The sequence below is a fragment of the Mesorhizobium sp. 113-3-3 genome, from assembly GCF_016756495.1.
Taxonomy (GTDB): domain Bacteria; phylum Pseudomonadota; class Alphaproteobacteria; order Rhizobiales; family Rhizobiaceae; genus Mesorhizobium.
Genome location: NZ_AP023243.1, coordinates 1,057,688 through 1,080,751, shown reverse-complemented (window position 1 = coordinate 1,080,751; position 23,064 = coordinate 1,057,688). Strand labels below are relative to the sequence as shown.

26 protein-coding genes are annotated in these 23,064 nt (G+C 64.0%); 17 read left to right on the top strand and 9 right to left on the bottom strand.

The window, feature by feature from the left end; translation table 11 throughout:
* The first annotated feature begins 32 nt into the window (after positions 1-32).
* Positions 33-419 (top strand): DUF2794 domain-containing protein, encoded by a 387-nt coding sequence (locus JG746_RS05060; protein WP_027055166.1) that lies wholly within the window; start codon positions 33-35, stop codon positions 417-419.
* Positions 420-519: 100 nt separating this feature from the next.
* On the opposite strand, the gene JG746_RS05055 is transcribed toward JG746_RS05060, so the two are convergent.
* The 4 genes from JG746_RS05055 to JG746_RS05040 all read right to left on the bottom strand — a co-directional run bounded on the left by JG746_RS05055 (position 520) and on the right by JG746_RS05040 (position 5,462).
* Positions 520-1,104, bottom strand: coding sequence for a GNAT family N-acetyltransferase (locus JG746_RS05055; protein WP_202357170.1), 585 nt, complete (start codon positions 1,102-1,104; stop codon positions 520-522).
* Positions 1,105-1,212: 108 nt separating this feature from the next.
* Entirely contained in the window at positions 1,213-1,986 is a 774-nt protein-coding gene (locus JG746_RS05050; RefSeq protein WP_202357169.1) for a Bax inhibitor-1/YccA family protein, read from the bottom strand.
* 228 nt (positions 1,987-2,214) lie between these two features.
* On the bottom strand, positions 2,215-4,764 hold the full coding sequence (locus JG746_RS05045) for an ABC transporter permease (protein ID WP_202357168.1): 2,550 nt from the start codon (positions 4,762-4,764) through the stop codon (positions 2,215-2,217).
* Positions 4,764-5,462 (bottom strand): ABC transporter ATP-binding protein, encoded by a 699-nt coding sequence (locus JG746_RS05040; protein ID WP_202357167.1) that lies wholly within the window; start codon positions 5,460-5,462, stop codon positions 4,764-4,766. Before JG746_RS05040 ends, JG746_RS05045 begins: the two co-directional genes overlap by 1 nt.
* An 88-nt stretch (positions 5,463-5,550) precedes the next feature.
* On the opposite strand from JG746_RS05040, the gene JG746_RS05035 reads away from it, so the two are divergent.
* Together JG746_RS05035 and thpR are read left to right on the top strand one after the other, a co-directional pair.
* A complete protein-coding gene (locus JG746_RS05035; protein WP_202357166.1) occupies positions 5,551-6,195 on the top strand; it encodes an arylesterase in 645 nt (214 codons plus the stop codon).
* Positions 6,196-6,323: 128 nt separating this feature from the next.
* Positions 6,324-6,920, top strand: a complete 597-nt coding sequence (thpR, locus tag JG746_RS05030; protein WP_202357165.1) for an RNA 2',3'-cyclic phosphodiesterase — start codon at positions 6,324-6,326, stop codon at positions 6,918-6,920.
* On the opposite strand, the gene JG746_RS05025 is transcribed toward thpR, so the two are convergent.
* Positions 6,824-7,330, bottom strand: a complete 507-nt coding sequence (locus tag JG746_RS05025) for a low molecular weight protein-tyrosine-phosphatase (RefSeq protein WP_202357164.1) — start codon at positions 7,328-7,330, stop codon at positions 6,824-6,826. The two genes, thpR and JG746_RS05025, sit on opposite strands and share 97 nt — an antisense overlap.
* Positions 7,331-7,433: 103 nt before the next feature.
* Between JG746_RS05025 and JG746_RS05020 the strand changes: the two genes are divergently transcribed.
* From JG746_RS05020 to JG746_RS05010, 3 genes are all read left to right on the top strand, one after another.
* A complete protein-coding gene (locus tag JG746_RS05020) occupies positions 7,434-7,730 on the top strand; it encodes a 4a-hydroxytetrahydrobiopterin dehydratase (RefSeq protein WP_202357163.1) in 297 nt (98 codons plus the stop codon).
* A 127-nt stretch (positions 7,731-7,857) separates the two neighbouring features.
* A complete protein-coding gene (locus JG746_RS05015; RefSeq protein WP_202357162.1) occupies positions 7,858-8,220 on the top strand; it encodes a YkvA family protein in 363 nt (120 codons plus the stop codon).
* 274 nt (positions 8,221-8,494) lie between these two features.
* Positions 8,495-8,998, top strand: coding sequence for an invasion associated locus B family protein (locus JG746_RS05010; protein ID WP_095774831.1), 504 nt, complete (start codon positions 8,495-8,497; stop codon positions 8,996-8,998).
* Positions 8,999-9,052: 54 nt separating this feature from the next.
* Here JG746_RS05010 and JG746_RS05005 read toward each other — a convergent pair whose 3' ends face one another.
* Complete coding sequence (locus tag JG746_RS05005) at positions 9,053-10,408, bottom strand: chloride channel protein (protein WP_202357161.1); 1,356 nt, start codon at positions 10,406-10,408, stop codon at positions 9,053-9,055.
* 216 nt (positions 10,409-10,624) lie between these two features.
* Between JG746_RS05005 and rlmN the strand changes: the two genes are divergently transcribed.
* The 4 genes from rlmN (at position 10,625) to JG746_RS04985 (ending at position 13,697) form a co-directional block, all read left to right on the top strand.
* The gene (gene rlmN / locus JG746_RS05000; RefSeq protein ID WP_202357160.1) at positions 10,625-11,857 is read left to right on the top strand and encodes a 23S rRNA (adenine(2503)-C(2))-methyltransferase RlmN; all 1,233 of its coding nucleotides are present in this window, start codon (positions 10,625-10,627) and stop codon (positions 11,855-11,857) included.
* On the top strand, positions 11,854-12,303 hold the full coding sequence (locus JG746_RS04995; protein WP_202357159.1) for a hypothetical protein: 450 nt from the start codon (positions 11,854-11,856) through the stop codon (positions 12,301-12,303). The genes rlmN and JG746_RS04995 overlap by 4 nt, the downstream gene beginning before the upstream one ends.
* An 85-nt stretch (positions 12,304-12,388) precedes the next feature.
* Positions 12,389-13,132: a sulfotransferase family 2 domain-containing protein gene (locus JG746_RS04990; protein WP_202357158.1), complete on the top strand. Its 744-nt coding sequence runs from the start codon at positions 12,389-12,391 to the stop codon at positions 13,130-13,132.
* A gap of 82 nt (positions 13,133-13,214) precedes the next feature.
* Complete coding sequence (locus JG746_RS04985) at positions 13,215-13,697, top strand: hypothetical protein (protein ID WP_202357157.1); 483 nt, start codon at positions 13,215-13,217, stop codon at positions 13,695-13,697.
* Here JG746_RS04985 and JG746_RS04980 read toward each other — a convergent pair.
* Both JG746_RS04980 and JG746_RS04975 read right to left on the bottom strand, forming a co-directional pair.
* The gene (locus tag JG746_RS04980; protein WP_010912379.1) at positions 13,669-14,310 is read right to left on the bottom strand and encodes a LysE family translocator; all 642 of its coding nucleotides are present in this window, start codon (positions 14,308-14,310) and stop codon (positions 13,669-13,671) included. The two genes, JG746_RS04985 and JG746_RS04980, sit on opposite strands and share 29 nt — an antisense overlap.
* Before the next feature lie 140 nt (positions 14,311-14,450).
* Positions 14,451-16,529, bottom strand: coding sequence for a putative bifunctional diguanylate cyclase/phosphodiesterase (locus tag JG746_RS04975; RefSeq protein ID WP_244730674.1), 2,079 nt, complete (start codon positions 16,527-16,529; stop codon positions 14,451-14,453).
* Between the two features lie 385 nt (positions 16,530-16,914).
* On the opposite strand from JG746_RS04975, the gene JG746_RS04970 reads away from it, so the two are divergent.
* The 4 genes from JG746_RS04970 (at position 16,915) to JG746_RS04955 (ending at position 19,968) form a co-directional block, all read left to right on the top strand.
* Positions 16,915-18,138, top strand: a complete 1,224-nt coding sequence (locus JG746_RS04970; protein ID WP_202357155.1) for an argininosuccinate synthase — start codon at positions 16,915-16,917, stop codon at positions 18,136-18,138.
* Between the two features lie 174 nt (positions 18,139-18,312).
* Complete coding sequence (locus JG746_RS04965) at positions 18,313-18,897, top strand: hypothetical protein (RefSeq protein ID WP_244730673.1); 585 nt, start codon at positions 18,313-18,315, stop codon at positions 18,895-18,897.
* Positions 18,898-18,956: 59 nt separating this feature from the next.
* Positions 18,957-19,418, top strand: coding sequence for a hypothetical protein (locus tag JG746_RS04960; RefSeq protein ID WP_202357153.1), 462 nt, complete (start codon positions 18,957-18,959; stop codon positions 19,416-19,418).
* A 7-nt stretch (positions 19,419-19,425) separates the two neighbouring features.
* Positions 19,426-19,968: a hypothetical protein gene (locus tag JG746_RS04955; RefSeq protein WP_202357152.1), complete on the top strand. Its 543-nt coding sequence runs from the start codon at positions 19,426-19,428 to the stop codon at positions 19,966-19,968.
* Between the two features lie 86 nt (positions 19,969-20,054).
* Here JG746_RS04955 and JG746_RS04950 read toward each other — a convergent pair whose 3' ends face one another.
* Complete coding sequence (locus JG746_RS04950) at positions 20,055-20,852, bottom strand: lytic murein transglycosylase (RefSeq protein WP_202357151.1); 798 nt, start codon at positions 20,850-20,852, stop codon at positions 20,055-20,057.
* A gap of 145 nt (positions 20,853-20,997) precedes the next feature.
* Between JG746_RS04950 and JG746_RS37635 the strand changes: the two genes are divergently transcribed.
* The 3 genes from JG746_RS37635 to JG746_RS04940 all read left to right on the top strand — a co-directional run bounded on the left by JG746_RS37635 (position 20,998) and on the right by JG746_RS04940 (position 22,977).
* Positions 20,998-21,126 carry a hypothetical protein gene (locus tag JG746_RS37635; protein WP_274609323.1) on the top strand — a complete coding sequence of 43 codons (129 nt, stop codon included), beginning with the start codon at positions 20,998-21,000 and terminating at the stop codon, positions 21,124-21,126.
* Positions 21,127-21,211: 85 nt separating this feature from the next.
* Complete coding sequence (locus tag JG746_RS04945; RefSeq protein WP_202357150.1) at positions 21,212-22,309, top strand: zinc-binding metallopeptidase family protein; 1,098 nt, start codon at positions 21,212-21,214, stop codon at positions 22,307-22,309.
* A 62-nt stretch (positions 22,310-22,371) separates the two neighbouring features.
* Positions 22,372-22,977, top strand: a complete 606-nt coding sequence (locus JG746_RS04940; RefSeq protein WP_202357149.1) for a DUF1236 domain-containing protein — start codon at positions 22,372-22,374, stop codon at positions 22,975-22,977.
* The last annotated feature ends 87 nt before the right edge of the window (positions 22,978-23,064 follow it).

The following is a 23,064-nucleotide window of genomic DNA, read 5'->3' as shown; positions in this document are numbered from 1 at the left end:
GTTGGCAAAGATTCATTTTGAAGGATCGAGGCATGACTGACGACAGCGGCGGGACGGGGGATGGTGACGCATCCGCAATATTAATCCCGCTGCACGAGGCGCGCAGCGCACGCCTCGACCAGCCGGTGCGCTTCGACCGGCGTGAACTGGACCAGATCCTCAGGCTCTACGGACGCATGGTCGCCGCCAATGAATGGCGCGACTACGCCATCGATCATCTGACCGACCGGGCGGTGTTTTCCGTCTTCCGCCGCGCCAGCGAAGTGCCGCTGTTCCAGATCGTCAAGGATCCGAAACTGGCGCGCAAGCAGGGCGCCTTCGCGGTCATCGCCGCAGGCGGCCGCATCCTCAAGCGCGGCCAGGAGCTCGGCCGCGTGCTCGGCGTCTTCGACAGCAAGCTGAGAGTGGTCGAGGCGTGAAGGGGAACTGGGGAACTAGGGAATTGAAGAATTGAAGAATTGAGGAATTGAGGCGCTAAACACCTGATATTATTTCATTTTTCTTCAGTCCTTCAATTCCTCAGTTCTTCAATTCCTCTTTCCCTCCCCGAAACTTCCGTTCCGGCAGCGAGGCCGGATCGGGCGGCAGTGACGCACCGCCGTTCAGCGACAGCTGCATGAACACCGTGTCCAGCCAGCGCCCGTGCTTGTAGCCGGAACCTTCGAGCCGGCCTGAATGGCGAAAGCCGAGCTTTTCGTGCAGCCTGACCGAGGCGCTGTCGGCATGGCCGTCGCCGATCACCGCTACGATCTGGCGAAAGCCCGCCGCCTGGGCCGTCGCGATCAAGGCCTGCATCAGCATGAGTCCCACACCCTGGCCCTTGGCTTCAGGCGCGACATAGACCGAATCCTCGACGACGAAGCGATAGGCCGGGCGCGGCCGGAAGGCGCCGGCATAGGCATAGCCGAGCACGGCGCCGTCCTTCTCCGCCACCAGATAGGGAAAGCCGCCGTCCGTGAGCGTGGCGAATCGCGCGCCCATCTCGGCGCGGCTTGGCGGCTCCAGCTCGTAGCTCGCCGTGCCGTGCCTCACCGCGTCGGCGTAGATTTCGCTGATTGTGTCGAGGTCGGCGGCGCTGGCCGCCCGAATCACGATATTGCTCATTCTTTATGCAAGCCTTCCATGTGCCTGCGATAACAGCAAAGACCGACGCAAAAGAAAAGGGCGGCCGTTGGGCCGCCCTTTCCAAACCCGATGGTCCAGTCAGACCCCTTAGCGGCGGTCGCCCATGAACTGCAGCAGGAACATGAACAGGTTGATGAAGTCGAGATAGAGCCTCAGCGCGCCCATGATGGCATTGCGGCCGGCGACATCCGAAGCATCACCGTCGAAATACATCTCCTTGATCTTCTGCGTGTCGTAGGCGGTGAGGCCGGCGAAGACCAGCACGCCGATTGCCGAGACGGCGAAGGACAGAGCCGACGACTGCAGGAAGATGTTGATGACCGACGCGATGATGATGCCGAACACGCCCATGATCAGGAACGAGCCCATCGCCGTCAGGTCGCGCTTGGTCGTGTAGCCGAACAGCGACAGCGCACCGAAGGCGGCGGCGGTGGCGAAGAAGGTCTGCGAGATGCTGGCTGGCGTGTAGATCAGGAAGATCGACGACAGCGACAGGCCGACGAGGCCGGCATAGACCCAGAACGTCGTCTGCGCCGCAGCAACGCTCATCGACTGGACGCGGAACGATAGGAACATCACAGCAGCCAGCGGGGCAAAGATCACCACCCACTTCAACGGCGAACCGAAGATCGCAACGCCAAAAGAGGTCAACATCTCGCCAGTCGGCAGCGTTGCGACAGCCGAGGCCGGATCGGTGGTGGTGGCCAGCATGATCGTGCCGACGGCGGCAAGGCCGGTGATGAGGAGGCCAAGCCCCATCAGATTGTAGACCTTGATCATATAGGCGCGCAGACCCTGATCGATGTCGGCGCGGACGCCGGGCACCGCCGACGTCTGATAGTTGCGAATGGGATCAGCCATTGGAATCCTCTATTGCTTCTGCCCCGTCCGGTGTCGGGCCTCTTGCGGACCCAGGCGCCGCTGGCGGGGCTCCAGCATGCCTATGGCGAAATATGATGGTTATTCGCGTCAAGAACAAGACCGTAACCGGATGTAACGGTTCGTGAGAGGCCGAAAGGCCGATTCCCGGGCTTTGCAACCGGGATCCTTACCAAGATTTAATCGGGAATGGCCGCTCCGGCCCTTAGATTACAGATCGCGCAGCACCGGCGCCGCCTTGTGGCCGAGCACCCGCCAGGTGCCGGCGAGACCGATGCCGACCGTGATCACCAGCGCAAAGACGATGGTCGCCACCGCCACCTCCGGCATGAAATGCGACGGCAGGGTCATGATGCGCGCGACAATGTACCAGGCCGCGATGCCGCCGGCGGCAAGCGCGAAGATGGCCGTCGCCAATCCGATCAGCATGTATTCGAGGGAAAATGCCGTGATCAGCGTTCGCCTGGTGGCGCCTAGCGTCTTCAGCACCACAGCGTCATGGATGCGTGCGCGGTTGCCGGCGGCAAGCGCACCGGCCAGCACCAGAACCGAAGCGATCAGCGCGACGCCGGCCGCCGCGCGGATCGCCGTGCCGAGTTGGCCGACCAGCCGGTTGACGACATCGAGCGCATCCTTGACCCGCACCGTCGTCACCGCCGGAAAGGCGCGGGTGACGGCATTGAGGATGCGCGCATCGTCGGCCGTGGTGGCGCTCTTTTCAGTCAGCGTCGCCATCCAGCCATGCGGCGCGCCGGCGAATGTGTTGGGCGAGAACACCATGACGAAATTGATGCCCATGGTTTCCCATTGGACCTGGCGGAAATTGGCGATCCTGGCCGTCACATTGCGGCCGAGCACATTGACGGTGACGGTGTCGCCGAGCTTCAGCCCGATCTCCTGGCCTTCATGCGCCGAGAAGGAAACCAGCGGCTCGCCGGCATAATTGTCCGGCCACCATTTACCCTCGGTCAGCGTCGCGTTTTCCGGCTGCCTGGCGTCATAGGTCAGGCCGCGGTCGCCTTTCAGCACCCAGGCGCCTTCCGCCGGCACCTTGACCTTGTCGACATCGACGCCGTTGAGCGCCATCACCCGGCCGCGCAGCATCGGCACCTTGGCCAGCGTCCCCTTTGGCGCTTCCTTGCCGATCAGCGCCGAGAACGCGTCGACATCGCTGCCCTGGATGTCGACGAAGAAGAAGTTCGGCGCCCGCTCCGGCAGGCTGCCCGAGATCTGTTGTCTGAGATTCCCGTCGATCAGCGCCAGCGTCACCAGAAGCGTCAGCCCGAGCCCCAGCGACAGCACCACCGACGGCGTCAAGGCACCCGGCCGGTGGATGTTTCCGACGGCGAGCCTGAGCGCCACGAAGCGCACGCGCGGGCTTTTTCTTGCCGCCCATTGCACCAGCGCGCCGACCAGGCGCAACACCAGGAAAGCGAAGATGGTGGCGCCGACGAAGATCGAGGCGATGCGCTGATCGCCCGAGAACAGGATGGCGAGCGCCGCCAAGAGCAGCGCGATGCCGAGCGCCGACGCGAAATAGACGGGGCGCGGCTGGCCGCGGCCTTCCAGGCCCATCTCGCGGAACAGTGCTGTCGCCGGCACGTCGCGGGCGCGGCCGAGCGGCAGCAGCGCGAAGGCCAGCGTCACCAGCAGGCCGAACAGCGCCGCCATGGCGAGCGCGCCGGGATAGAAGCCGCCCTCCGCCGGCACCGGGATGACGGATTGGAGCGCGGCACTCGCCACGAACGGCATCAGCGCGCCGAGCACGAGACCGAGCACAATGCCAAGGGCTGCGATGATCAGGATCTGCACGAGATAGACGGCAAAGACGAAGCCGCCGGAAGCGCCCAGGCTCTTGAAGGTGGCGATGACGCCGCGCTTGCCGTCGAGATAGGCGCGCACCGCATTGGCGACGCCGACGCCGCCGACCACCAGCGCCGTCAGCCCGACCAGTGTCAGGAATTGCGAGAAGCGTTCGATGTTGGACGACAGCGCGGGCGCCGCATTGCTGCGCGTGCGGATCGACCAGCCGGCCTCGGGAAAATCCTTCGCCGCCTGATCCTGGATGGCCTTGAGCCGCGCTTCGTCGGCATCGGCGGGCAGCCGGATCTTGTAGGCGTTTTCGACCAGGCTGCCCGGCTGCACCAGCCCGGTGGCCGCCAGGCCTTCGGTCGAGATCATCAGCCTTGGCGCGAAGCCGAACCCGTCGGACACGGCATCCGGCTCGGTGACCAGCCTGGCGCGCAATTCGAAGGTCGCGGTGCCGAGCTTCAGCCGGTCGCCGGGCTTGAGATGCAGCCGTTCGAACAACAGATCGGGGGCGGCCGCGCCGAAGACGCCGGATTCTTCGCCGAACAGTTCCTGCTTCGACAGCTTCGGTTCGGTTTCCAGCGCGCCATAGAGCGGATAGGCGTCGTCGACCGCCTTGGCCTCGACCAGCGCCTGGTCCGAACCGTCGGCGAGGCGCGCCATCGAGCGCATGCTGGCGGTGCGCGAAACGCTGCCGAGCCCATCGAGGAAGCCGCGCTCGGCCTCGCTGGCGTCGCGCTGGTTGATCTGGAAGCGCAGATCGCCGCCAAGCAGCGTCTGGCCCTGATCGGCGACGCCGGCGCTGATCGAACGGGCAACGGAATTGACGCCGCCGATCGCCGCGACGCCGAGCGCGATGCAGGCGAGGAAGATCAGGAAGCCGGATAGGCCGCCGCGCATTTCCCTGAGCGAGAAGCGGACCGCGAGTTTCAGCGTCTGCGCCAGCGGCATCAGGCGGTGACCTTCAAGGACGGCGCCGGCGCTTCGATCCGTCCCGATCGCATCGACACCTGCCGCGAACAGCGCGCCGCGAGCGCCGGATCGTGGGTGACCAGCACCAGCGTCATGCCGCGTTCGGCCGCCTTGGCGAACAGGAGGTCGGCGACCTGCCGCCCGGTCGCTTGGTCGAGATTGCCGGTCGGCTCGTCGGCGATGAGGATGCGCGGCGACGGCGCCAGCGCCCGGGCGATCGCCACCCGTTGCTGCTCGCCGCCGGAGAGTTCGCCGGGATAGTGGGTGACGCGGTCGGAGAGGCCGACCGCCGCCAGTTCGCGCGCCGCCACCGAAAACGGATCGGCATGGCCGGCCAGTTCCAGCGGCACGGCGACATTTTCAAGCGCCGTCATGTTGGGGATGAGGTGGAAGGACTGGAAGACGATGCCAATGTTTCGGCCACGAAACGAAGCAATCTGGTCCTCGCTTTTGCCGTTGAGCAGCTCGCCAGCGATTCGTACCGTACCCGAATCGACCCGTTCCAGGCCTGCCAGCACCATCAGCAATGTCGACTTGCCGGACCCCGACGGACCGACAATGCCGGTCGCCTCGCCGCGCGCCACTTCGAGGCTGACGCCCTTCAGCACATGGACCGACGAAGCGCCTTCGCCGAGCGTCAGGGATACGTCTTTCAGCGCGATGACGGCTTCTGTCAAAATGAAAGTGTCCTATATGGAACGTGAAGGCTCTGCTTGCCGGAAGCGGTCGCCCGGAAGTATCTTTTGGTCATATGGGGCCTGCCGCATGTCTTTCAAACGCCAGATAGCCGCAGGCTTGATCCTTTTCCTCGCCCTTTGCGGCGCCATTTCGTCGGCGCGGGCCGAGCCCTTCAAGATCGTCGGCTTCGGTGACAGCCTGATGGCGGGCTACGGTCTCGGGCCCGGCGAGGGTTTTACCGACAAGCTCCAGGCCGCCCTGCGCGCCAAGGGCCGTGACGTGACCGTCGCCAATGCCGGTGTCTCCGGCGACACCACCAGCGGCGGCCTGGCGCGGCTCGACTGGTCGGTGCCGGACGGAACGCAGCTGGTCATCCTCGAACTCGGCGCCAACGACATGCTGCGCGGCGTCTTGCCCGATATCGCCAGGAAGAATCTCGACGAGATGCTGGGCAAGCTCAAGCAACGCAAGATCGCCGTGCTGCTGGCCGGCATGCGCGCCGCCCCCAATCTCGGTGCCGACTACCAGACCGCCTTCGACGCCATCTTTCCACAGCTGGCGAAAAAATACGATATCGCGCTCTACCCGTTCTTCCTCGATGGCGTCGTCGGCGAGCCCGGCATGCAACTCGAGGATGGCCTGCATCCGAGCGCCAAAGGGGTCGACGTGATGGTCGAGCGCATCCTGCCGACGGTCGAGAGGGCCATTGCGGCGGTGCCCGGAGGCACCTGAGGTCGGCCGGAACCGCTTTCCGTTAGGGAAGTTTTTAGCAAGGCCTGTGACCAATAAACCTCTTGCTCCGTCAGGCTATCGATGATTCGCTATAGGTGACAGTTCGATTCGAGGAAGGGAGGCTCTTCATGCCGCGTCTTTTCACCGCCCTCGAAATTCCGCGTGATGCTGCCCTTTCGCTGTCCCTGCTCCGGGGCGGCCTGCCCGGGGCCCGCTGGATCGATGTCGAAAACTACCATCTGACGCTGCGCTTCATCGGCGATGTCCCCGGTCACGTAGCCGATGAGATCGCCAACGCGCTCGACCGGGTCCACCGGCCCTCTTTCTCGCTGACCTTGTCCGGTGTCGGCGCTTTCGGCCAGAAAAAGCCGCATGCCGTGTGGGCCGGCGCCTCCGCCTCGCCCGATCTGGCAGCACTTCAGGGCGAGATCGAGCGCATCTGCCAGCGGCTCGGCATCCCTGCCGATCCGCGCAAGTTCATGCCGCATGTCACGCTGGCGCGGCTGCGCAACTCGAGCCCGCTGGATGTCGCGCAATATCTGTCGGCGCGCGGCAATTTCTCGACGCTGCCCTTCCGCATCGGCCGCTTCGTCCTGATGTCGTCGCGCGATTCGGTCGGCGGCGGCCCCTATATCGTCGAGGAAGCCTGGCCGCTGTCGGGCAACGATGCCCGCGCCGCCAGCCGTGTCGCCAGCGCCTCCGACGCTTCACGGATCATGCGGTAGACCTCGGCGAAGGCCTCCGGCCCGTCATAATAGGGATCGGGCACGTCACGCGCCTGTCCATGCGCGAACTCCAGAAACAGGTGCACCCGGTCCCGCGCGGGCGCCAGCGCCTTGAGATCGGCGACATTCGAGCGATCCATGCCGAGGATCAGGTCGAAACGGGAGAAATCCTGCGGCGTGACCTTGCGTGCCCTCTGCCCGGAAATGTCGATGCCGTGACGCAAGGCCACCGCGATCGAGCGTGGATCGGGCGCCGAGCCGACCTCCCAGCCGCTGGTCGCGGCCGAATCGAGCAGCATATCCCGGCCCCGCTCGGCCAGGACGGCGCGAAAGACGCCCTCGGCCAGCGGCGACCGGCAGATGTTGCCGAGGCAGACGAACAGAATGGAATTTATGGGCTTCATGCTCATTCGATATGCGCCGTTTGTGCATTTGGAACCCCAAAACGCAAAGCACTTCTGGGCGACTTGCACTATGGTGAGGGTCAAATTCGAAATAGCACGGGAACTCATCATGACGAGAGAAAAACTCAGCAAGGACGCCATCACCGCAGCCCTTGCCGAACTCGGCGGCTGGTCGCTGGCCACGGACGGCGCCTCGATCAAGCGCAGTTTCGTCTTCAAGAATTTTTCCGAAGCCTTCGCCTTCATGACCCGCGTCGCGCTGGCCGCCGAGAAGATGGACCACCACCCCGACTGGTCAAATGTCTACAAGACCGTGGACGTCACGCTGAACACCCATGACGCCGGCGGCGTCACGGCGCTCGACATCGAACTGGCGAAGAAGATGAACCGCTATTTCGGCGGCTGAGTGTACGCTTGGCCGTCTACGGGACGCCAAATCGGCGCCGGCATCTTGCAGCCGGGTCCGGCTTTCACCACATTTTCCTTCGCGAGGCATGCGCCAGGACGCGCATGAGACCCGCAAGGAGTGATTGATGGCGCAACAACCCGGTTTTGATTTCTTCGGCTTTGGCGACAGGCTGGGCGGCGAGAGCGAAGTGCGCGAGAAATTCTGGCGCACCGCCAAGAAGGCCGCGCGGCAGATCCCGTTCATGGAAGAGGTCGTCGCCGCTTATTACTGCGCCATGGACAAGAACACCCCGCTGCGCGCCAAGGGCATATTGGTGGCGGCGCTCGGCTATTTCGTCCTGCCGGTGGACCTCATCCCCGACTTCATCTTCGGCCTCGGTTTCACCGACGACATCGCCGTGCTGACCGCCGCGATCACCGCTGTCAGCGCCCACATCACGCCGGCCCATCGCCAGGCCGCCAAGGACGCCATCGCCGACAAGGGCTGAGCGTCGGCACGCGGCGCCAGGCCTGTGCATGGAGGCGTTTTTCGGCGCGGTTGAAAAGTCAAACTCTTGCCGCTTTCGTGGCCTCCAAGTCGCCCAAGGGACGTCGCGCCGGCTGCTGACAAGGCGGCGGCGCGGGAATGGCGGCGGTTTCCTGGGGTGAGCGTCCTTTTCTTGAGGGAAATTCACCGTTTGGTAACCCAGATTAAATCAAAATGAAGCGACGGCAGGACGCCATGCGGCCCGCCTCCGCACCATTTGGAATACGGGAAAGACGATGCGCGGATTGATAGCACTGGTTTCAAGTCTGGTCCTGGTGGCCTCGGCAGCGCCTGTTCTGGCGCAGCAGGCGACCAAGATCGGCCAGCACAATGCCTGGGGCACCTACAGCTACCAGGCATCGGGCGGCAAGGTCTGCTACGTGCTCACCGTGCCGACCGACAAGCAGCCGCCGACGCTCGACCATGGCGACATGTTCTTCTTCGTCAGCCAGCGTCCCGGCCAGCAGGTGTCCTACGAGCCGCAATTCATCGCCGGCTACAATTTCCAGGAAGGCTCCAAGGCCACCGTCACCATCGACAAGAAGTCCTTCTCGATGTTCACCCGCGGCAAGTCGGCCTGGGTCGAGAACGCCGCCGAGGAACCTGTGCTGATCGCCGCCATGAAGACCGGCACCGACATGAAGGTGACGGCGAAGTCCGGCCGCGGCAATCCCACCTCCTATGTCTTCTCGCTGAAGGGCATTTCGGCGGCGCTGACGTCGATCGCCAAGTGCAAATAGGCAAAGCCACGTTTTGAAATGAAAGGCCGGGCCACCAAGCCCGGCCTTTTTCTTTCAGCCGTGGCCCGATCCCGGTACCGCCTCCGCCCGCCGGCGCCGGATCGCCTCGGCGATGAAAACGCGCGACAGCGCGTGATAGAGCGGCTCGTGCGAGATCATGCGCGCCGTGCCGTAGCCCAGCATCGAGGCCAGCATCAGCGCGATGACATTGTCGTGATTGCCGGTCATCTCCAGGATGATGACGAAGGCCGTCATCGGCGCCTGCACGACGCCGGCGAAATAGCCGGCCATGCCGAGCAGCGCGGCGGCCCCCGCGCTGGCCCCGAACAGCAGCCCGAGCGAACTGCCGATGCCGGCGCCGACCGCCAGCGACGGCGCGAAGATGCCACCCGGGATGCCCGAGACCATCGACAGCAGCCCCGCCAGGAACTTTTCGGCAAAGAAGAACCACGGCAGCGGCGTGCCTTCCACGGCGCCGCGCGCCTGCGCGTAGCCGGTGCCGAAGGTCAGCCCGCCCGAGGCGATGCCGATCACCGCCACGCCGAGCCCGCAGGCGGCGGCCACCAGCAGCGCGCGAGCCAGGGGCTGCTGCGTGCGCCAGCGCCGGATCCGCCGCGTGATCTTCAGCGCCAGCAGCGAGAACAGCGCGCCGAAGCCGCCGCCGATGACGCCGCAGCCAAGTACCAGCGGCCACTCGGCGCCAAACGCGATCGTCTCCTTCGAGACGCCGAAATAGGTGTAATTGCCGAGCAGCCCGAGCGAGGCGAGGCCGGCCAGGATCACCGCCGTCAGCACCAGCCCGTTGGTGCGCGCCTCGTAGGTGCGGCCCATCTCTTCGATCGCGAAGACGATGCCGGCCAGCGGCGTATTGAAGGCGGCGGCGATGCCGGCGGCCGAGCCGGCCAGGATCAGGCCCCGCGCCTGCGCCATGCCGCCCCAGCGCGCCGCCTGCAGCATCAGCGAGGCACCGACCTGCACGGTCGGGCCCTCGCGGCCGATCGAAGCGCCGCAGAACAGGCCGACGATGGTGAGCGCGATCTTGCCCGCCGCCAGCCGCAACGACAGAAGATGATTGCGATCGTCGTCTTCGCGCAGATGGCGGGCGGCGATCGCCTGCGGAATGCCGCTGCCTTGCGAGCCCGGGAAGAAGGCATGGGCGAGCCATGCGCACAGGACGAAGCCGAGCGGCGTGATCGCGAGCGGCAGATAGGAACGCCAGCCCCCGCCATCGCCGATCACAGCATGGAACAGCGCCTGCGCCTTGTCGGCCAGCACCGCGAACAGCACGCTGATGACGCCGATCGACACCGCACCGGCCCAAAAAACCAGCCGCGGCTGCCACACACGCCGCGAGCCCCACATGGCGCGTGAGCGCCGAAACAGGGGATATTTTCGCGATGTGGCGGGCATGTCGATCCTCGGGATGGGGGAAATAGGACAGTAAGGCAGTTAAGGAAGTCAGACCAACCTACTGCCCTACTGCCCTACTGCCCTACTGCCTTACTGCCTTATTGCCCTATTCCCCTACCCCGGCATGACTCTGCCCTCAACCTGTGCTATGCGCCGCGCTTCAGTTCCCGGCATGATGGATGACATCGGCCGCAAACCGCTTATATCAGTGCGATCATGACCCTTTCCTTCGACCTCACCACTGAGGGTGCCCGCGACGCGTTGCGCGCCCGAGCCGCGCCCGAGAAGCCGTCGCTGATCGGCCTGACGCGCGCCGAGCTCGCGGAGGCGCTCGTCGCGTCCGGCATCGTGCCGGAGCGCCAGGCCAAGATGCGCGCCCAGCAGCTCTGGCACTGGATGTATGTGCGCGGCGTCTCCGACTTCGCCGGCATGTTCAACATCTCCAAGGACCTGCGCGCCGAGCTCGACAAGCATTTCACCGTCGCGCGGCCCGAGATCGTCGAGGAGCAGATCTCTTCCGACGGCACCCGCAAATGGCTGTTCCGCTTCCCGCCGCGCGGCGCCGGCCGGCCGGTCGAGATCGAGACCGTCTATATCCCCGAGGAAGGCCGCGGCACGCTCTGCATCTCCTCGCAGGTCGGCTGCACGCTGACCTGCTCGTTCTGCCATACCGGCACGCAGAAGCTGGTGCGCAACCTGACGGCGGAAGAGATCCTGGCGCAATTGCTCACCGCCCGCGACCGGCTCGGCGACTTCCCCGACCGCGACACGCCGGACGGCGCCATTGTCCCGGCCGAGGGCCGCAAGGTGTCCAACATCGTCATGATGGGCATGGGCGAGCCGCTCTACAATTTCGAGGCGGTGAAGAAGGCGCTGCTGATCGCTTCCGACGGCGACGGGCTTTCCCTGTCGAAGCGGCGCATCACGCTGTCGACCTCCGGCGTCGTGCCGGAGATTTTCCGCACCGGCGAGGAGATCGGCGTCATGCTGGCGATCTCGCTGCATGCCACCAATGACGATCTGCGCGACTTGCTGGTGCCGATCAACAAGAAGTATCCGCTGAAGGAACTGATCGCCGCCTGCCGCGCCTATCCCGGCCTGTCGAACGCCAAGCGCATCACCTTCGAATATGTGATGCTGAAGGACGTCAACGATTCCATCGAGGACGCCAAGGGCCTGATCAAGCTGCTCAAGGGCATTCCGGCCAAGATCAACCTGATCCCGTTCAACCCGTGGCCGGGCACCAACTACCAATGCTCGGACTGGGAGACCATCGAGAAATTCGCCGATTACATCAACAATGCCGGCTATGCCTCGCCGATCCGCACGCCGCGCGGCCGCGACATCCTCGCCGCCTGCGGCCAGCTGAAGTCGGAATCCGAGCGCATGCGAAAAGTGGACCGGCTGGCGCTGGAAGCCATGATGATCGCGGGGCACGGCGAGGCGTGAGCCGTCTCGTCGCCGGGTTCAAGCGTTTCATCGTGATAGCCGTCGGTTACATCGCCGGCGTGCTGACCTCTATCCTGGTGCCGGTGCTGCTGATCACGCTTCTGGAAGGGATCGAGTACGGCAACTGGTCCCTGGTCTTCACCTTCGATTGGCTGGGGTCCTTCCCGCTCGCCGTGCTGACCGTGGCGGTCTGCGCGCTGGTGATCGTCGGACCGGCGATCCTGGTCGCCGAATGGTTTTCGCTGCGGGGATGGTTTTATTTCGCGGTCACGGGCGCGATCACCTCCATCGCCTTTGGCGTTCTCGTCCCGGGCTCGGCCGGAGGCTTTGTGTTCAATCCGGGCTTTCTCGGCTTTCTCGCCACGGCCGGCACCGCCGCCGGTTCGGTCTACTGGCTCTTGGCCGGGCACAAATCCGGCCGTCTCACACGCCGCCATCTGGAGTAGATCGCCTTTGCGCCGCCTTCGGGGGCGCTGAACAAAACAACCCTCGATTCCGCATTCCCGACCATCCAGCTGATGAAGTTACGCGTTGCTCCCACTTTTCTTTCTCCACAATCCGAAGGCCGGCGGTTCATCGATCAAACAGATGCTCGAATCCGTGTACCCTCCCGACGCTATTGCCCCGCAAATAGAGAATACGCCTCAGCAATATCGCGACCTCGGCAGAAATTATTCCCGCTTCAAGGGGTATGAATACTATGCCGGGCACTATGGGTATTGCGTCTTCGAAGAGGTGAACGACGGGCATGCCCTGGTCACGAACTTCAGAAATCCGGTGTCCCGCATCTTCTCGCTCTACAATTTCTGGAGAAAGAATGTTCCCGAAAGCTATCTCGAGCAGATGCTCGAGGTCGACGCCGCACCTGTAAGAGAGGCCAGAACCAAGTCTTTTTCAGAGTTTATCCGGAGCGAGAACCCGAATCTGCGCCTATACATGGACAACGCGCATTATCGCCAGATACTGGACACGTGGTACGTCGACCGCGCCCCCACCTGGTCGGATTTCACGAAGGTGCTCAAGCGGATCATCGGCATGAAGTGGTTCTTTGTCACCGAGTTCTCCGGGCTGTCCCAGGTCGCCCTGAGGCGGGCATTTCCCGAGGCCGGGTTTTCGAATATTCCGGTCACGAACGAATCGAGGGACAAGCAGTCTCAGGACAGTCCGTCCGGCAAGGACGTGATTTATCTGATCAGAAGAAATAGCGTGGACTTTGCGATCTATGTCTTTGCGGTCGCTCTGCTGATCTGGCGAATTCGCCCTGGCTCACGATGATGCGTCAGGACCGAAGATCGTTGGCAAGAGAAGGGTTTCTCGCCGGACGCAGGTCCGGCAAGATTGAAGGACACGGCCTGGCATGACCCGCTTCGTTTCCTACCTCGTGCGCTTTGCCATGATCCTGTTCGGTTACGCCGTCGCCTCGCTGGCGGCGAGCGCCTTCCTCAACGTCCTGTTCCTGGCCTCGCTCGGCTATACGCCCGACCACACGCATGCGACGGCGACGGCTTCGCTGTATTTCTCGATTCCCCTCGTCGCCTTGTTCGTCGCCTATTTCGCCTTCCTGCCGGCGGTGATCGTCATCCTGCTTGCCGAAATCCTCGGCCGGCGCGACTGGCTGTACTACGCGCTGGCGGGTGCGGTGGTGGCGGCCGTTTTCCTCGGCCTGGTCGATCACGCGCCCGATTCCACCTTCGCGGTCACCGACACCAGCGCCATCATGGCGGTGATCGGCGGCGGCATGGTCGGCGGCATCTTCTACTGGCTGAGCGCCGGGCGCTGGGCCGGAAGCTGGTGGAAGGAGGCGAACGCGCCTACTTCGCCTGGGCCGTCAGGATCTTGAGCGCGAAGGCCGAGAACACACCGGCGAAGAGATAGTCCACCACGCGCGTGACACGCGGGCTGGCCTTCATCGCCGCCGAGAATTTCTCCGCCGCCAGCACCATCGGTGCCGTCACCGGGATCGACAGCACGATGAACATCAAGCCCAGGAAGAACAGCTTTCCCGGCGCGTGCGGATCATGGGCGGAGACGAACTGCGGCAGGAAGGTCATGAAAAACAGGATGATCTTCGGGTTGAGCAGATTGACGCCGAGCCCCGCCGCCCAGCTGCGCAGCAGCGAGATCTGCGGGCCTGTCTTCTTCTCCGGCGAGAACGCCGAGCCCTTGGCGATCGCCTGCCAGGCCAGGAAGACGAGATAGCCGGCGCCAAAGATCTTCAGCACGAAGAAGGCCATCGGCGAGGCAACGATCAGCGCTGAGACGCCGACCACCACCAGCGTGGTGTGGATCAGCGTGCCGCACAGCGCGCCGGCCATCGAGGCAAAGCCGGTGGCGCGCCCCTGGCTCAGCGTGCGCGAGACGAACAAGGTCATGTCGGGACCAGGCGTGATCGCCAGGATGACCGTGGCGATGGCGAACTGGATCAGCGTGGCGGTGTCGGGAATGAAGGACATGGCGGGCCCCTGGAAACGCCTAGGCCTATACAGGATGCGCGGCGGCGGCGCCAGATAAAGCGTTGATCCAGCGAGGCAATCGCCTCAGCGGTTGCAGTTTTCCAGCCTATGGCCAAGCCGTTGCGAAGGGAATGAGAGTATCAGCCGGCGGCAGCCCGCACCCTGACAGGTTCCTTGAAGGCGGGCCGGCCATCCTGGGCGTCGGGCCCGGCGATGAGCACGATCTGATCGATCGGCTTGGGCCGGCCGAGGAAATAGCCTTGCGCCTCGTTGCAGCCTTCGACCTGCAGGATGGTGAGCTGGACATGGGTCTCGACGCCTTCGGCGAGCACGGGAATGTCGAGGCTGCGCCCCAGTGTCAGCACGGCGCGGATGATCGCCTTGGCCTGCGGGCTACGTTCGACATCGGCCATGAAGGAACGGTCGAGCTTGATCTTGTCGAACGGGAACGAGCGCAGCGTGTCGAGCGAGGAATAGCCGGTTCCGAAATCGTCGATCGCGATCGTCACGCCCAGCGCCTTGATCTGGCGCAGCACGTGCAGCGTGCGCACCTTGTCGGCGACGATCGTCGATTCGGTAAGTTCGAGCTCGAGACGCTTCGGCGACAGGCCGGTCTCTATCAGGATCTGATGGACGAGCGTGGCGAGATCGGCATGGGCGAACTGCACCGGCGACAGATTGACTGCGATCTTGTGGACATTGTCCCAGGAGGCCGCCTGGCGGCATGCGGTGCGCAGCACCCATTCGCCGATCGCCAGGATGGATCCGTTTTCCTCGGCGATCGGAATGAATTCTGCGGGCGGGACCATGCCGTGCACGGGGTGCGTCCAGCGCAGCAACGCCTCGTAGCCGCACGTGGCGCCGGTCTGAACCGAGGTCTGCACCTGATAGTGCAGCGAAAGCTCGCCGCGCTCGATCGCCAGGCGAAGGTCCGTGGCGAGCGCCCGGCGCGCCCGCGCCGTCTCGTCCATGGTTGACTCGTAGAAGCAGACGGCCCGCGTCACGTCGTTCTTGGCCCGGTACATGGCCAGGTCCGCATTGCTGACCAGCCTCTCCCGGTCGGCCCCGTCGCGCGGATAGACGGCAACGCCGATGCTGGCGCCGGTGACGGTCTCGAAATCGTCGATCCGCAACGGCTCGAACAATGATTTCTCCAGCCGCGACACCAGGCCGAGCAGGTCGTTCTGGTCCTTGAAGCGCTTGATGGCGGCAAATTCGTCGCCGCCGAGCCGGGCGACGAACTCGCCGTCACCGGCCAGCTTCGCCAGCCTGCGCGCGATGATCTTGAGCGCCTGATCGCCGGCGGCATGTCCCCTGAGGTCGTTGATTTCCTTGAAACGGTCGAGGTCGATGACGATGACGGCGGTCATCGTGTCCTGATCCTCGCGCGCCCGCTCGATCTCATGGTCGAGCCGGTCGCTGAAGGAGACCCGGTTGGCAAGGCCGGTGAGCGCGTCGTTGAGGGCAAGATGCTGCAGCCGCTCAAAGCTCTCGAGCCGGCCGCGTTCGTCGATCAGGTAGCTGGCGAAACCGGTGGCGGCGACGATCAGGCCGACCACGGCGACCGCCACGGCCATCGCTTCGAGGATGTCGGGGTTGGTGCCGGTGGTGATGAAGGAGAGCGGCGTCACCGCCACCGCCGCCATCGCCGTGAAATGCAGGCCGACGATCGCCAGCACCAGAATCCCGATGCCGAGATAGTGCGACCAGCGGTGCGGCCGGCGCACCGCCTGGCCGATCGCCACGGCGGCGAATGCCATCGCGATCATCACCGAAGCGACGACATAGACGGCGTCCCATTCGACGATGCCGGCCACGTGATAGGCCATCATGCCGGTATAATGCATGGCCGAGATCGCCAGGCCGACGGCACAGCCGCCCCATTCCGGCGCCAGGCGGCGGCCTTTGTCGAGCGCGAGGCCGAAGCCCGCCCCGGTTCCGACCATGGCGATGACCAGGGAAATCATGGTGAGCGCCGGATCGAAGGTGATCGGCGCGCCGGGCTGATAGGCCAGCATGGCGATGAAATGCGTGCACCAGATCGAGGAACCGGCCGCGACCGCGGTCAGGAACAGCCATCCCCGCATCTGCACGCCGACGGTTTTCCGGGCGCGGTCGAGGAGACCGATCGTCACCCAGCAGCCGGTGACGCACATCAGCGCCGCCAGCAGGACGAGCCACAGATTATGCTCCGTGACGATGCATGATATGACGCGCATCAGGAATGGTCCAAGCCCGAGACACCCGCAATGAGCAGGCAAACGCCGCTTCGCCACGGTTTCGTGGCCAAGGCAATTCTGTGTCGCCGGTTTAGCGGCAGGACATGAAAACTTGCTTAAATCCTGGCCATAAATGCAGCCCACGATTGCAGCAGGTTGTTTTCCCCGCTCGTGATCGCGAAAAAGCGGGAGCCGGTTTTTCGAAAAAGAGCGCCAGGATGGCGATCCGACGCGACGTCGTCCTGGTCTGGCGCATCGCCGCACGCCGCGCGCTGGATCAGCGGTCCGGCGCTGCACGCGCTTGCTCGCTTTGCCGTTCCTGCTAAAAGGCGCTCCGACAATGCGTGACGCCCGTGCCCGGGCGTCCGCCACCGACGGAGCGGAAATGTCCAAGACCAAAGACGTCAAGAAAGTCGTGCTCGCCTATTCCGGCGGCCTCGACACATCCATCATCCTGAAATGGCTGCAGACCGAACTCGGCGCCGAAGTCGTCACCTTCACCGCCGATCTCGGCCAGGGCGGCGAGCTGGAGCCGGCGCGCCAGAAGGCCGAGATGATGGGTATCAAGGACATCCGCATCGTCGACGTGCGCGAGGAATTCGTCGCCGATTTCGTCTTCCCGATGTTCCGCGCCAACACCGTCTATGAAGGCACCTATCTGCTCGGCACCTCGATCGCGCGGCCGCTGATCTCCAAGCACCTCGTCGAGATCGCCAGGGAGACCGGCGCCGACGCGATCGCGCACGGCGCCACCGGCAAGGGCAACGACCAGGTGCGCTTCGAGCTGTCGGCCTATGCGCTGAACCCCGACATCAAGGTCATCGCGCCCTGGCGCGACTGGTCGTTCAAGTCGCGCACCGACCTGATCAACTTCGCCGAGCAGCACCAGATCCCGGTGGCCAAGGACAAGCGCGGCGAGGCGCCGTTCTCCGTCGACGCCAACCTCCTGCACTCCTCTTCCGAGGGCAAGGTGCTGGAAGACCCTTGGAGCGAGCCGCCGGAATTCGTCCATCAGCGCACCGTCTCGCCGATGGATGCGCCGGACAAGGTCACCGAAATCGAGATCGAATTCCTGAAGGGTGACCCGATCGCGCTCAACGGCAAGAAGCTGTCGCCGGCGACCATGCTGGCCGCCCTCAACGATCTCGGCCGCGACAATGGCATCGGCCGGCTCGACCTGGTGGAGAACCGCTTCGTCGGCATGAAATCGCGCGGCGTCTACGAAACGCCCGGCGGCGCCATCCTGATCGTGGCCCACCGCGCCATCGAATCGATCACGCTCGACCGGGGTGCTGCGCACCTCAAGGACGAGTTCATGCCGCGCTATGCCGAGCTCATCTACAACGGCTTCTGGTTCTCGCCCGAGCGCCTGATGCTGCAGGCGATGATCGACAAGAGCCAGGAAGACGTCGAAGGCACGGTGCGGCTGAAGCTCTACAAGGGCAACGTCATGGTCACCGGCCGCAAGTCGAACAAGACGCTCTATTCCGACGCGCTGGTCACCTTCGAGGACGACCGCGGCGCCTACGACCAGAAGGACGCCGCCGGCTTCATCCGCCTCAATGCGCTCAGGCTACGCACGCTGGCCGCACGCAACCGCAAGGGCTGATTTTCACGCAGCGGTCTGCGTTTTGCCAACCCGTATTCAAGAAACCCGGCGGGAGACGCCGGGTTTTTATTTTGTCCCACTAATATAAGCAAAATGAAGCCACCTGTAGTCGGTTCCTGTTTGACCTTCTAGCGGCTTCATTTAAGTTCATTTGCGGGTTTGGGGGTTTTGACAGTGAAAAATAGCATTTCTCTTCTGCTTGGCGCGGTCGTCGTCTTGGCAGTATGCCAGTCCTCGCAGGCAGGCGCCAAGCGCGAGCCAAAGGCGGATCTGGACGAATGCGTCGCCGCCGCCCGAACATCGAGCCTTACGTTCAAGCGTGAGATGGCTTCGTTCATGGGCGTCTCGCAGGAACGCATGCCGGCCCTGTTTTGCCAGCGCCTCGCCGATGGGGTACGCAGCGGTCGCATCAGCTATTCCGACATAAACAATCTGCAGCTCGACCAGCCGACGGAAATCTGGATGGTGCTCAAGGGCAAGGCAAAGGCGGCTGCGCCCACGCAATCCCAAGCGCCGCGGTCACCCAACTTCCGTAATTGCAGCGGCATTGCCGGCGCCTTCCAGGTTCCCGCTTCCCAAAAATGCCCGGCGAGCGGCTACGCGCAAAATTCCGGAATCCCAGTGGTCATCGAAGGCAAGCGAGAGGCGGTTAGCCCGGCGCCGCAAAACCCCAGATTCCGTAATTGCAGCGGTATTGATGGCACTTTCCAGGTTCCCATTTCCCAGAAATGCCCGTTGAGCGGTTACGCGAATCATTGAGAGTGATGTGATCAGGCGCTCGGCGCCTTACTTTTCTTAAGGGTTAGGGGAGCTTTACAGTGAAAAATAGCATTTTTCTTCTGCTCGGCGTGGTCGCTGTCTTTACCGGGTGCCAATCGACGCAGGCCCTGGCGGCGCAGACATCCAAGTTCCGTACCTGCAAGAGTTTTGACGGCCCCTTCCAGATTCCCGCTTCCCAGCAATGCCCGTTAAGCGGTTATGCGCAGGGTTCCGGAGTCCCCACGGTCATCGAGGGCAAGCCCAAGGCGGCTCCTCCGACGCGGAACTCCAAGTTCCGCACCTGCAAAAGTTTTGACGGTCCCTTCCAGATTCCCGTTTCCCAACAATGCCCGCTGAGCGGCTACGCGCAGGGTTCTGGAGTCCCGACGGTCATCGAGGGCAAGCGAAAGGCGGTTACCCCGCCGCAGAACCCCAGATTCCGTAACTGCAACGGTATTGACGGCACCTTCCAGGTCCCCATTTCGCAGAAATGCCCGTTGAGCGGTTACGCGAATCATTGAGAGTGATGTGATCAGGCGCTTTGCCACTCTTGGAACCGGTTTCCTGCCGGCGTTGGCTGTCCTGGCGAGCTTGGCTGTCGCCAAAGCCGACGACTATGATCCCGCCTCGCTCGACCTTGCCGCGCTGATCGAGTGCAGGGCCGATCTGTCGGCTTATACCGGCTATGCCCTTTGGCTGGCCGGGGATCCCGGCGCGGCCAGCACGCTTGGCTGGAAAGAGGTGCCGTCAGGCAATGCCTTCCTGCGGCAGTATCAACTGCCGGCGCCGGCCCATGTCTTCGGCCGCGAGACCGGGACAATCGTCTTTACCGCGTCAGGGCCGATGGCGGTGCTTGACGGCATTGCCGCTCCTGACCTCGCCCGGCAGCTCGGCGTCCCGGCAACGGTCTCGTCGCCGGATAAATTCCTTGGCGAGAAGGTCGTGGCCGAAAGCACCGACGACTCCAGCGGCGTCAGCCTTTCCACGCGCATCACACTCAACGTCTCGACCGTCATGTCCCATCCCGGCAAGACGCTGGCCGGCTGCTCCTACGTGCTTGATGTGAAATAGAAAATCCGGGTTCGGCGGCTGGATATCTCGTTCACCAACAAAAAAGCCCGGCGCATGGCCGGGCTCTTGTCGAATGGAGATTGCAATCAGTCGTTGTCGATCGCGTCGGCGATGCGGGCGATGGCCTGCTGATAGACGCTGGCGGAATTCCAGCCGGCAATGGCGCCGATATTGTCCGAAGCGCTCGCGCCTCGCCGCCAACCATGGGCCTTGAGGAAGTTGGCGGTGGATGCCAGTGCCGTGGCCTTGTCGCGCAGGTTGCCGCTGCCCACGCCATATTTCAGGACATTCCCGGGCAGGAACTGCGTATGGCCGATCTCGCCATGCGCGGCGCCCACCGACGAGGAGCTCAAGGCGCCGCGATCGACCAGCTTCAGCGCCGCGATGGCATGCGGGTGAAAGAATTCCGGGCGGCGGCAATCATAGGCAAGCGTCAAAATGGCGGAGACCGTGTTCTGGTTGCCCATGGACGAACCGAAGCCGGTCTCCATGCCCCAGATGGCCAGCAAGACGCCGGGCGACACGCCGTAATTGCTTTCGATCTGGCCGAACAACGCCGCGTTCGACTTTTTCAGCGAACGGCCCTTGGAAATGATCGCCGCGCCGCCACGGCGCTTCATGAAGGCGTCCACCGAGCCGCTGAACGCCTTGTGAATGCCGCGGTCGACGGAGATTGTCTTGGTCGCATAAGTGGCGCCAGCCAAAGCGGCCAGACCCTTGGCGCCGACACCTTCGGACTTGGCCTCTGCGGCAAAGCCCGGTTTCCAGGCATCGAAGCCCGCACCGGTGCTGCCACAGCTGGCCGCCGCCTGTGCGCCCGTCGCCAGCCCAAGCACAGCCACCGCCGCGGCCGCTAAAATCCTACCCTTGGCAAGAAATGCCATGTTGTTCTCCTGGTTGCCTGATTCACGTCCCGTCTGCGAATTTGCCAGCGAAACGAGCATTTGTCACCGTCCGCGGCACGATGCTGGCGAATGCCGGGGAATTTGCCTACGATCAAGTGGTAATTGTGGCGGGGTCGAAATAGCCATGGAAGACGTTGATGTCGTGATCGTCGGCGCCGAACACGTCACCGGCCCGCTGATCCAGACCTGCGGCGCGCGCCTGTCGGGCGAGGCGGTGGCCAGGCAGGTCGCCGCCCAGCTTGCGGCGAAATAGTCTCGATGAGGCGGGGAACGCCGGCCGGCGGCTCGCGTTTGGGCACGGGCCGCCACCGTGCCTCTTCTGGTGAATTGAGACCGACATGAAACTGTTCGACTGCCCGCATTGCGGCCACCGTCTCTACTTCGAGAACGCGCAATGCCTGAACTGCTCCAGCCTCGTGCTCTACGATCCCGAACATGCCCGCTTCGCTTTGTCAGGCGCCGACGGCATCTTCCAGTGCACCAATGCCGATGAATGCGCCTGCAACTGGATGGCCGAGCCGGGGCACGGTTTTTGCCGGGCCTGCGGGCTGAACCAGCTGATCCCCGATCTCTCCGTCGACGGCAACCGCCGCCGCTGGATCCGGGTCGAGGCGGCCAAGAAGCGCGCCATTTATTCGCTGCTCGCCTTCAGCCTGCCGGTGGCGCCCAAGCAGGCGCCGACGGACGAAGTGGGCCTCGCTTTCGACTTCCTGGCCGATCCGATCGGCGTCGGCCCGGGCGGCGAACGCATCCTGACCGGCCATGACAATGGCCTGATCACGCTCAACGTCGCCGAGGCCGATTCAGCCGAGCGCGAGAAGCGCCGCGTCGAGATGGGTGAGAATTACCGAACGCTGCTCGGCCATTTCCGCCACGAGCTCGGCCATTATTACTGGGACCGCCTGATCCGCGACGATGCGCAGAGGCTCGATGCCTTCCGCGCTCTGTTCGGCGACGATCGCGCCGATTACGAACAGGCGCTGAGGGCCTATTACGCCAATGGTGCGGCGCCCGACTGGCAGCAAAACCATATCTCGGCCTATGCCACCTCGCATCCCTGGGAGGACTGGGCCGAGACCTGGGCCCACCATCTGCACATCACCGACACGCTGGAGATGGTCCACGCACTGAACTTCCCGCTCGGCCGGCTGGAGACGGTGGAGGCCAACGATTTGCCGCGAGGCGACACAGGCGGCGAACCGCAGGCGGCCCCGTCGGAACCAGCCAACACGCCCGAACCCTTCGAAAAGATCCTTGCCCGCTGGCTGGTGCTGTCGGAAGCCTCCAATTCGATCAACCGCTGCATGGGCCTGCCCGACCTCTATCCCTTCGTCATTTCGGACGTGACGGCGCGAAAACTGACCTTCGTTCACGAGCTTTTGACCGGCCTGCCGAAAGACGCCGGAATAAATCGTGAGTTAGCGCGGGCGTTTTAGCCGGAACGCATGCGCCGTTGCCCCGTTTTCACCGCCGAGGGACCATGAAAACGGAGAGAACCATGAAATCCCTATTGTTTCCCGCAATCGCCGGGATGATGACCGTGATGTCGGGCGCCGCCTTTGCCGACACCGCCGTCTCGGCCGTCACCGATCTCAACGTGCGCGCCGGGCCCGGTCCGCAATATCCTGTCATCGGCGTGCTCGCCGCCGGTCAGTCGGCAACGCTCAACGGCTGCATCGAAAACAGCAAATGGTGCACGATCGCCGAAGCCGGCGGCCAGGGCTGGGTCTATTCCGACTATGTGACGGCCGATTTCAGCGGCAGCCGCGTGATCCTGACGCAGCGCCCGCACGGCTCCAGCGTGGCGATCGTCTCACCGCCGGAAGACATCGGCAATTATTCGACCGACTATACCGGGGCGATCGTCGCCGGCGAGCCGGCCGAGGACGCCTTTCCGCCGCCTCCGGCCCAAGTGCGCACCTATGTCGATACGCATCGCCTCGACCCCGTCTATCTCGACGGCGAGGTGGTGACCGGCGCGACCCTGCCGGACACGGTCGAGCTGCGCGAAATTCCCGATTACAACTACCGCTATGTCTATGTGAACGGTCAGCCGGCGCTGATCGACCCGCAGACGCGGCGCATCATGTACGTGGTGCGTTGATGGAAGGCGGATGCCGTCGCGAAGCGCGGCGACAATAGCGGATTGGAAGGCGCCGATCACCAAAGTCGGCGCCTTCCTCTTCCCGTC

Excerpts from the sequence above, each read along its gene's own strand:
- JG746_RS05035 (WP_202357166.1), top strand. The coding sequence starts at position 5,551 with ATGTCTTTCAAACGCCAGATAGCCGCAGGCTTGATCCTTTTCCTCGCC.
- JG746_RS04985 (WP_202357157.1), top strand. The coding sequence starts at position 13,215 with ATGACCCGCTTCGTTTCCTACCTCGTGCGCTTTGCCATGATCCTGTTC.
- JG746_RS05045 (WP_202357168.1), bottom strand. The coding sequence starts at position 4,764 with ATGCCGCTGGCGCAGACGCTGAAACTCGCGGTCCGCTTCTCGCTCAGG.
- JG746_RS05015 (WP_202357162.1), top strand. The coding sequence starts at position 7,858 with ATGGCGCAACAACCCGGTTTTGATTTCTTCGGCTTTGGCGACAGGCTG.
- JG746_RS04950 (WP_202357151.1), bottom strand. The coding sequence starts at position 20,852 with ATGGCATTTCTTGCCAAGGGTAGGATTTTAGCGGCCGCGGCGGTGGCT.
- JG746_RS05060 (WP_027055166.1), top strand. The coding sequence starts at position 33 with ATGACTGACGACAGCGGCGGGACGGGGGATGGTGACGCATCCGCAATA.
- JG746_RS05050 (WP_202357169.1), bottom strand. The coding sequence starts at position 1,986 with ATGGCTGATCCCATTCGCAACTATCAGACGTCGGCGGTGCCCGGCGTC.
- thpR (WP_202357165.1), top strand. The coding sequence starts at position 6,324 with ATGCCGCGTCTTTTCACCGCCCTCGAAATTCCGCGTGATGCTGCCCTT.
- JG746_RS04980 (WP_010912379.1), bottom strand. The coding sequence starts at position 14,310 with ATGTCCTTCATTCCCGACACCGCCACGCTGATCCAGTTCGCCATCGCC.
- JG746_RS04975 (WP_244730674.1), bottom strand. The coding sequence starts at position 16,529 with ATGCGCGTCATATCATGCATCGTCACGGAGCATAATCTGTGGCTCGTC.
- JG746_RS04945 (WP_202357150.1), top strand. The coding sequence starts at position 21,212 with ATGAAACTGTTCGACTGCCCGCATTGCGGCCACCGTCTCTACTTCGAG.
- JG746_RS04970 (WP_202357155.1), top strand. The coding sequence starts at position 16,915 with ATGTCCAAGACCAAAGACGTCAAGAAAGTCGTGCTCGCCTATTCCGGC.
- JG746_RS05020 (WP_202357163.1), top strand. The coding sequence starts at position 7,434 with ATGACGAGAGAAAAACTCAGCAAGGACGCCATCACCGCAGCCCTTGCC.
- JG746_RS05005 (WP_202357161.1), bottom strand. The coding sequence starts at position 10,408 with ATGCCCGCCACATCGCGAAAATATCCCCTGTTTCGGCGCTCACGCGCC.
- JG746_RS05025 (WP_202357164.1), bottom strand. The coding sequence starts at position 7,330 with ATGAGCATGAAGCCCATAAATTCCATTCTGTTCGTCTGCCTCGGCAAC.
- rlmN (WP_202357160.1), top strand. The coding sequence starts at position 10,625 with ATGACCCTTTCCTTCGACCTCACCACTGAGGGTGCCCGCGACGCGTTG.
- JG746_RS05010 (WP_095774831.1), top strand. The coding sequence starts at position 8,495 with ATGCGCGGATTGATAGCACTGGTTTCAAGTCTGGTCCTGGTGGCCTCG.
- JG746_RS37635 (WP_274609323.1), top strand. The coding sequence starts at position 20,998 with ATGGAAGACGTTGATGTCGTGATCGTCGGCGCCGAACACGTCACCGGC.
- JG746_RS04940 (WP_202357149.1), top strand. The coding sequence starts at position 22,372 with ATGAAATCCCTATTGTTTCCCGCAATCGCCGGGATGATGACCGTGATG.
- JG746_RS05055 (WP_202357170.1), bottom strand. The coding sequence starts at position 1,104 with ATGAGCAATATCGTGATTCGGGCGGCCAGCGCCGCCGACCTCGACACA.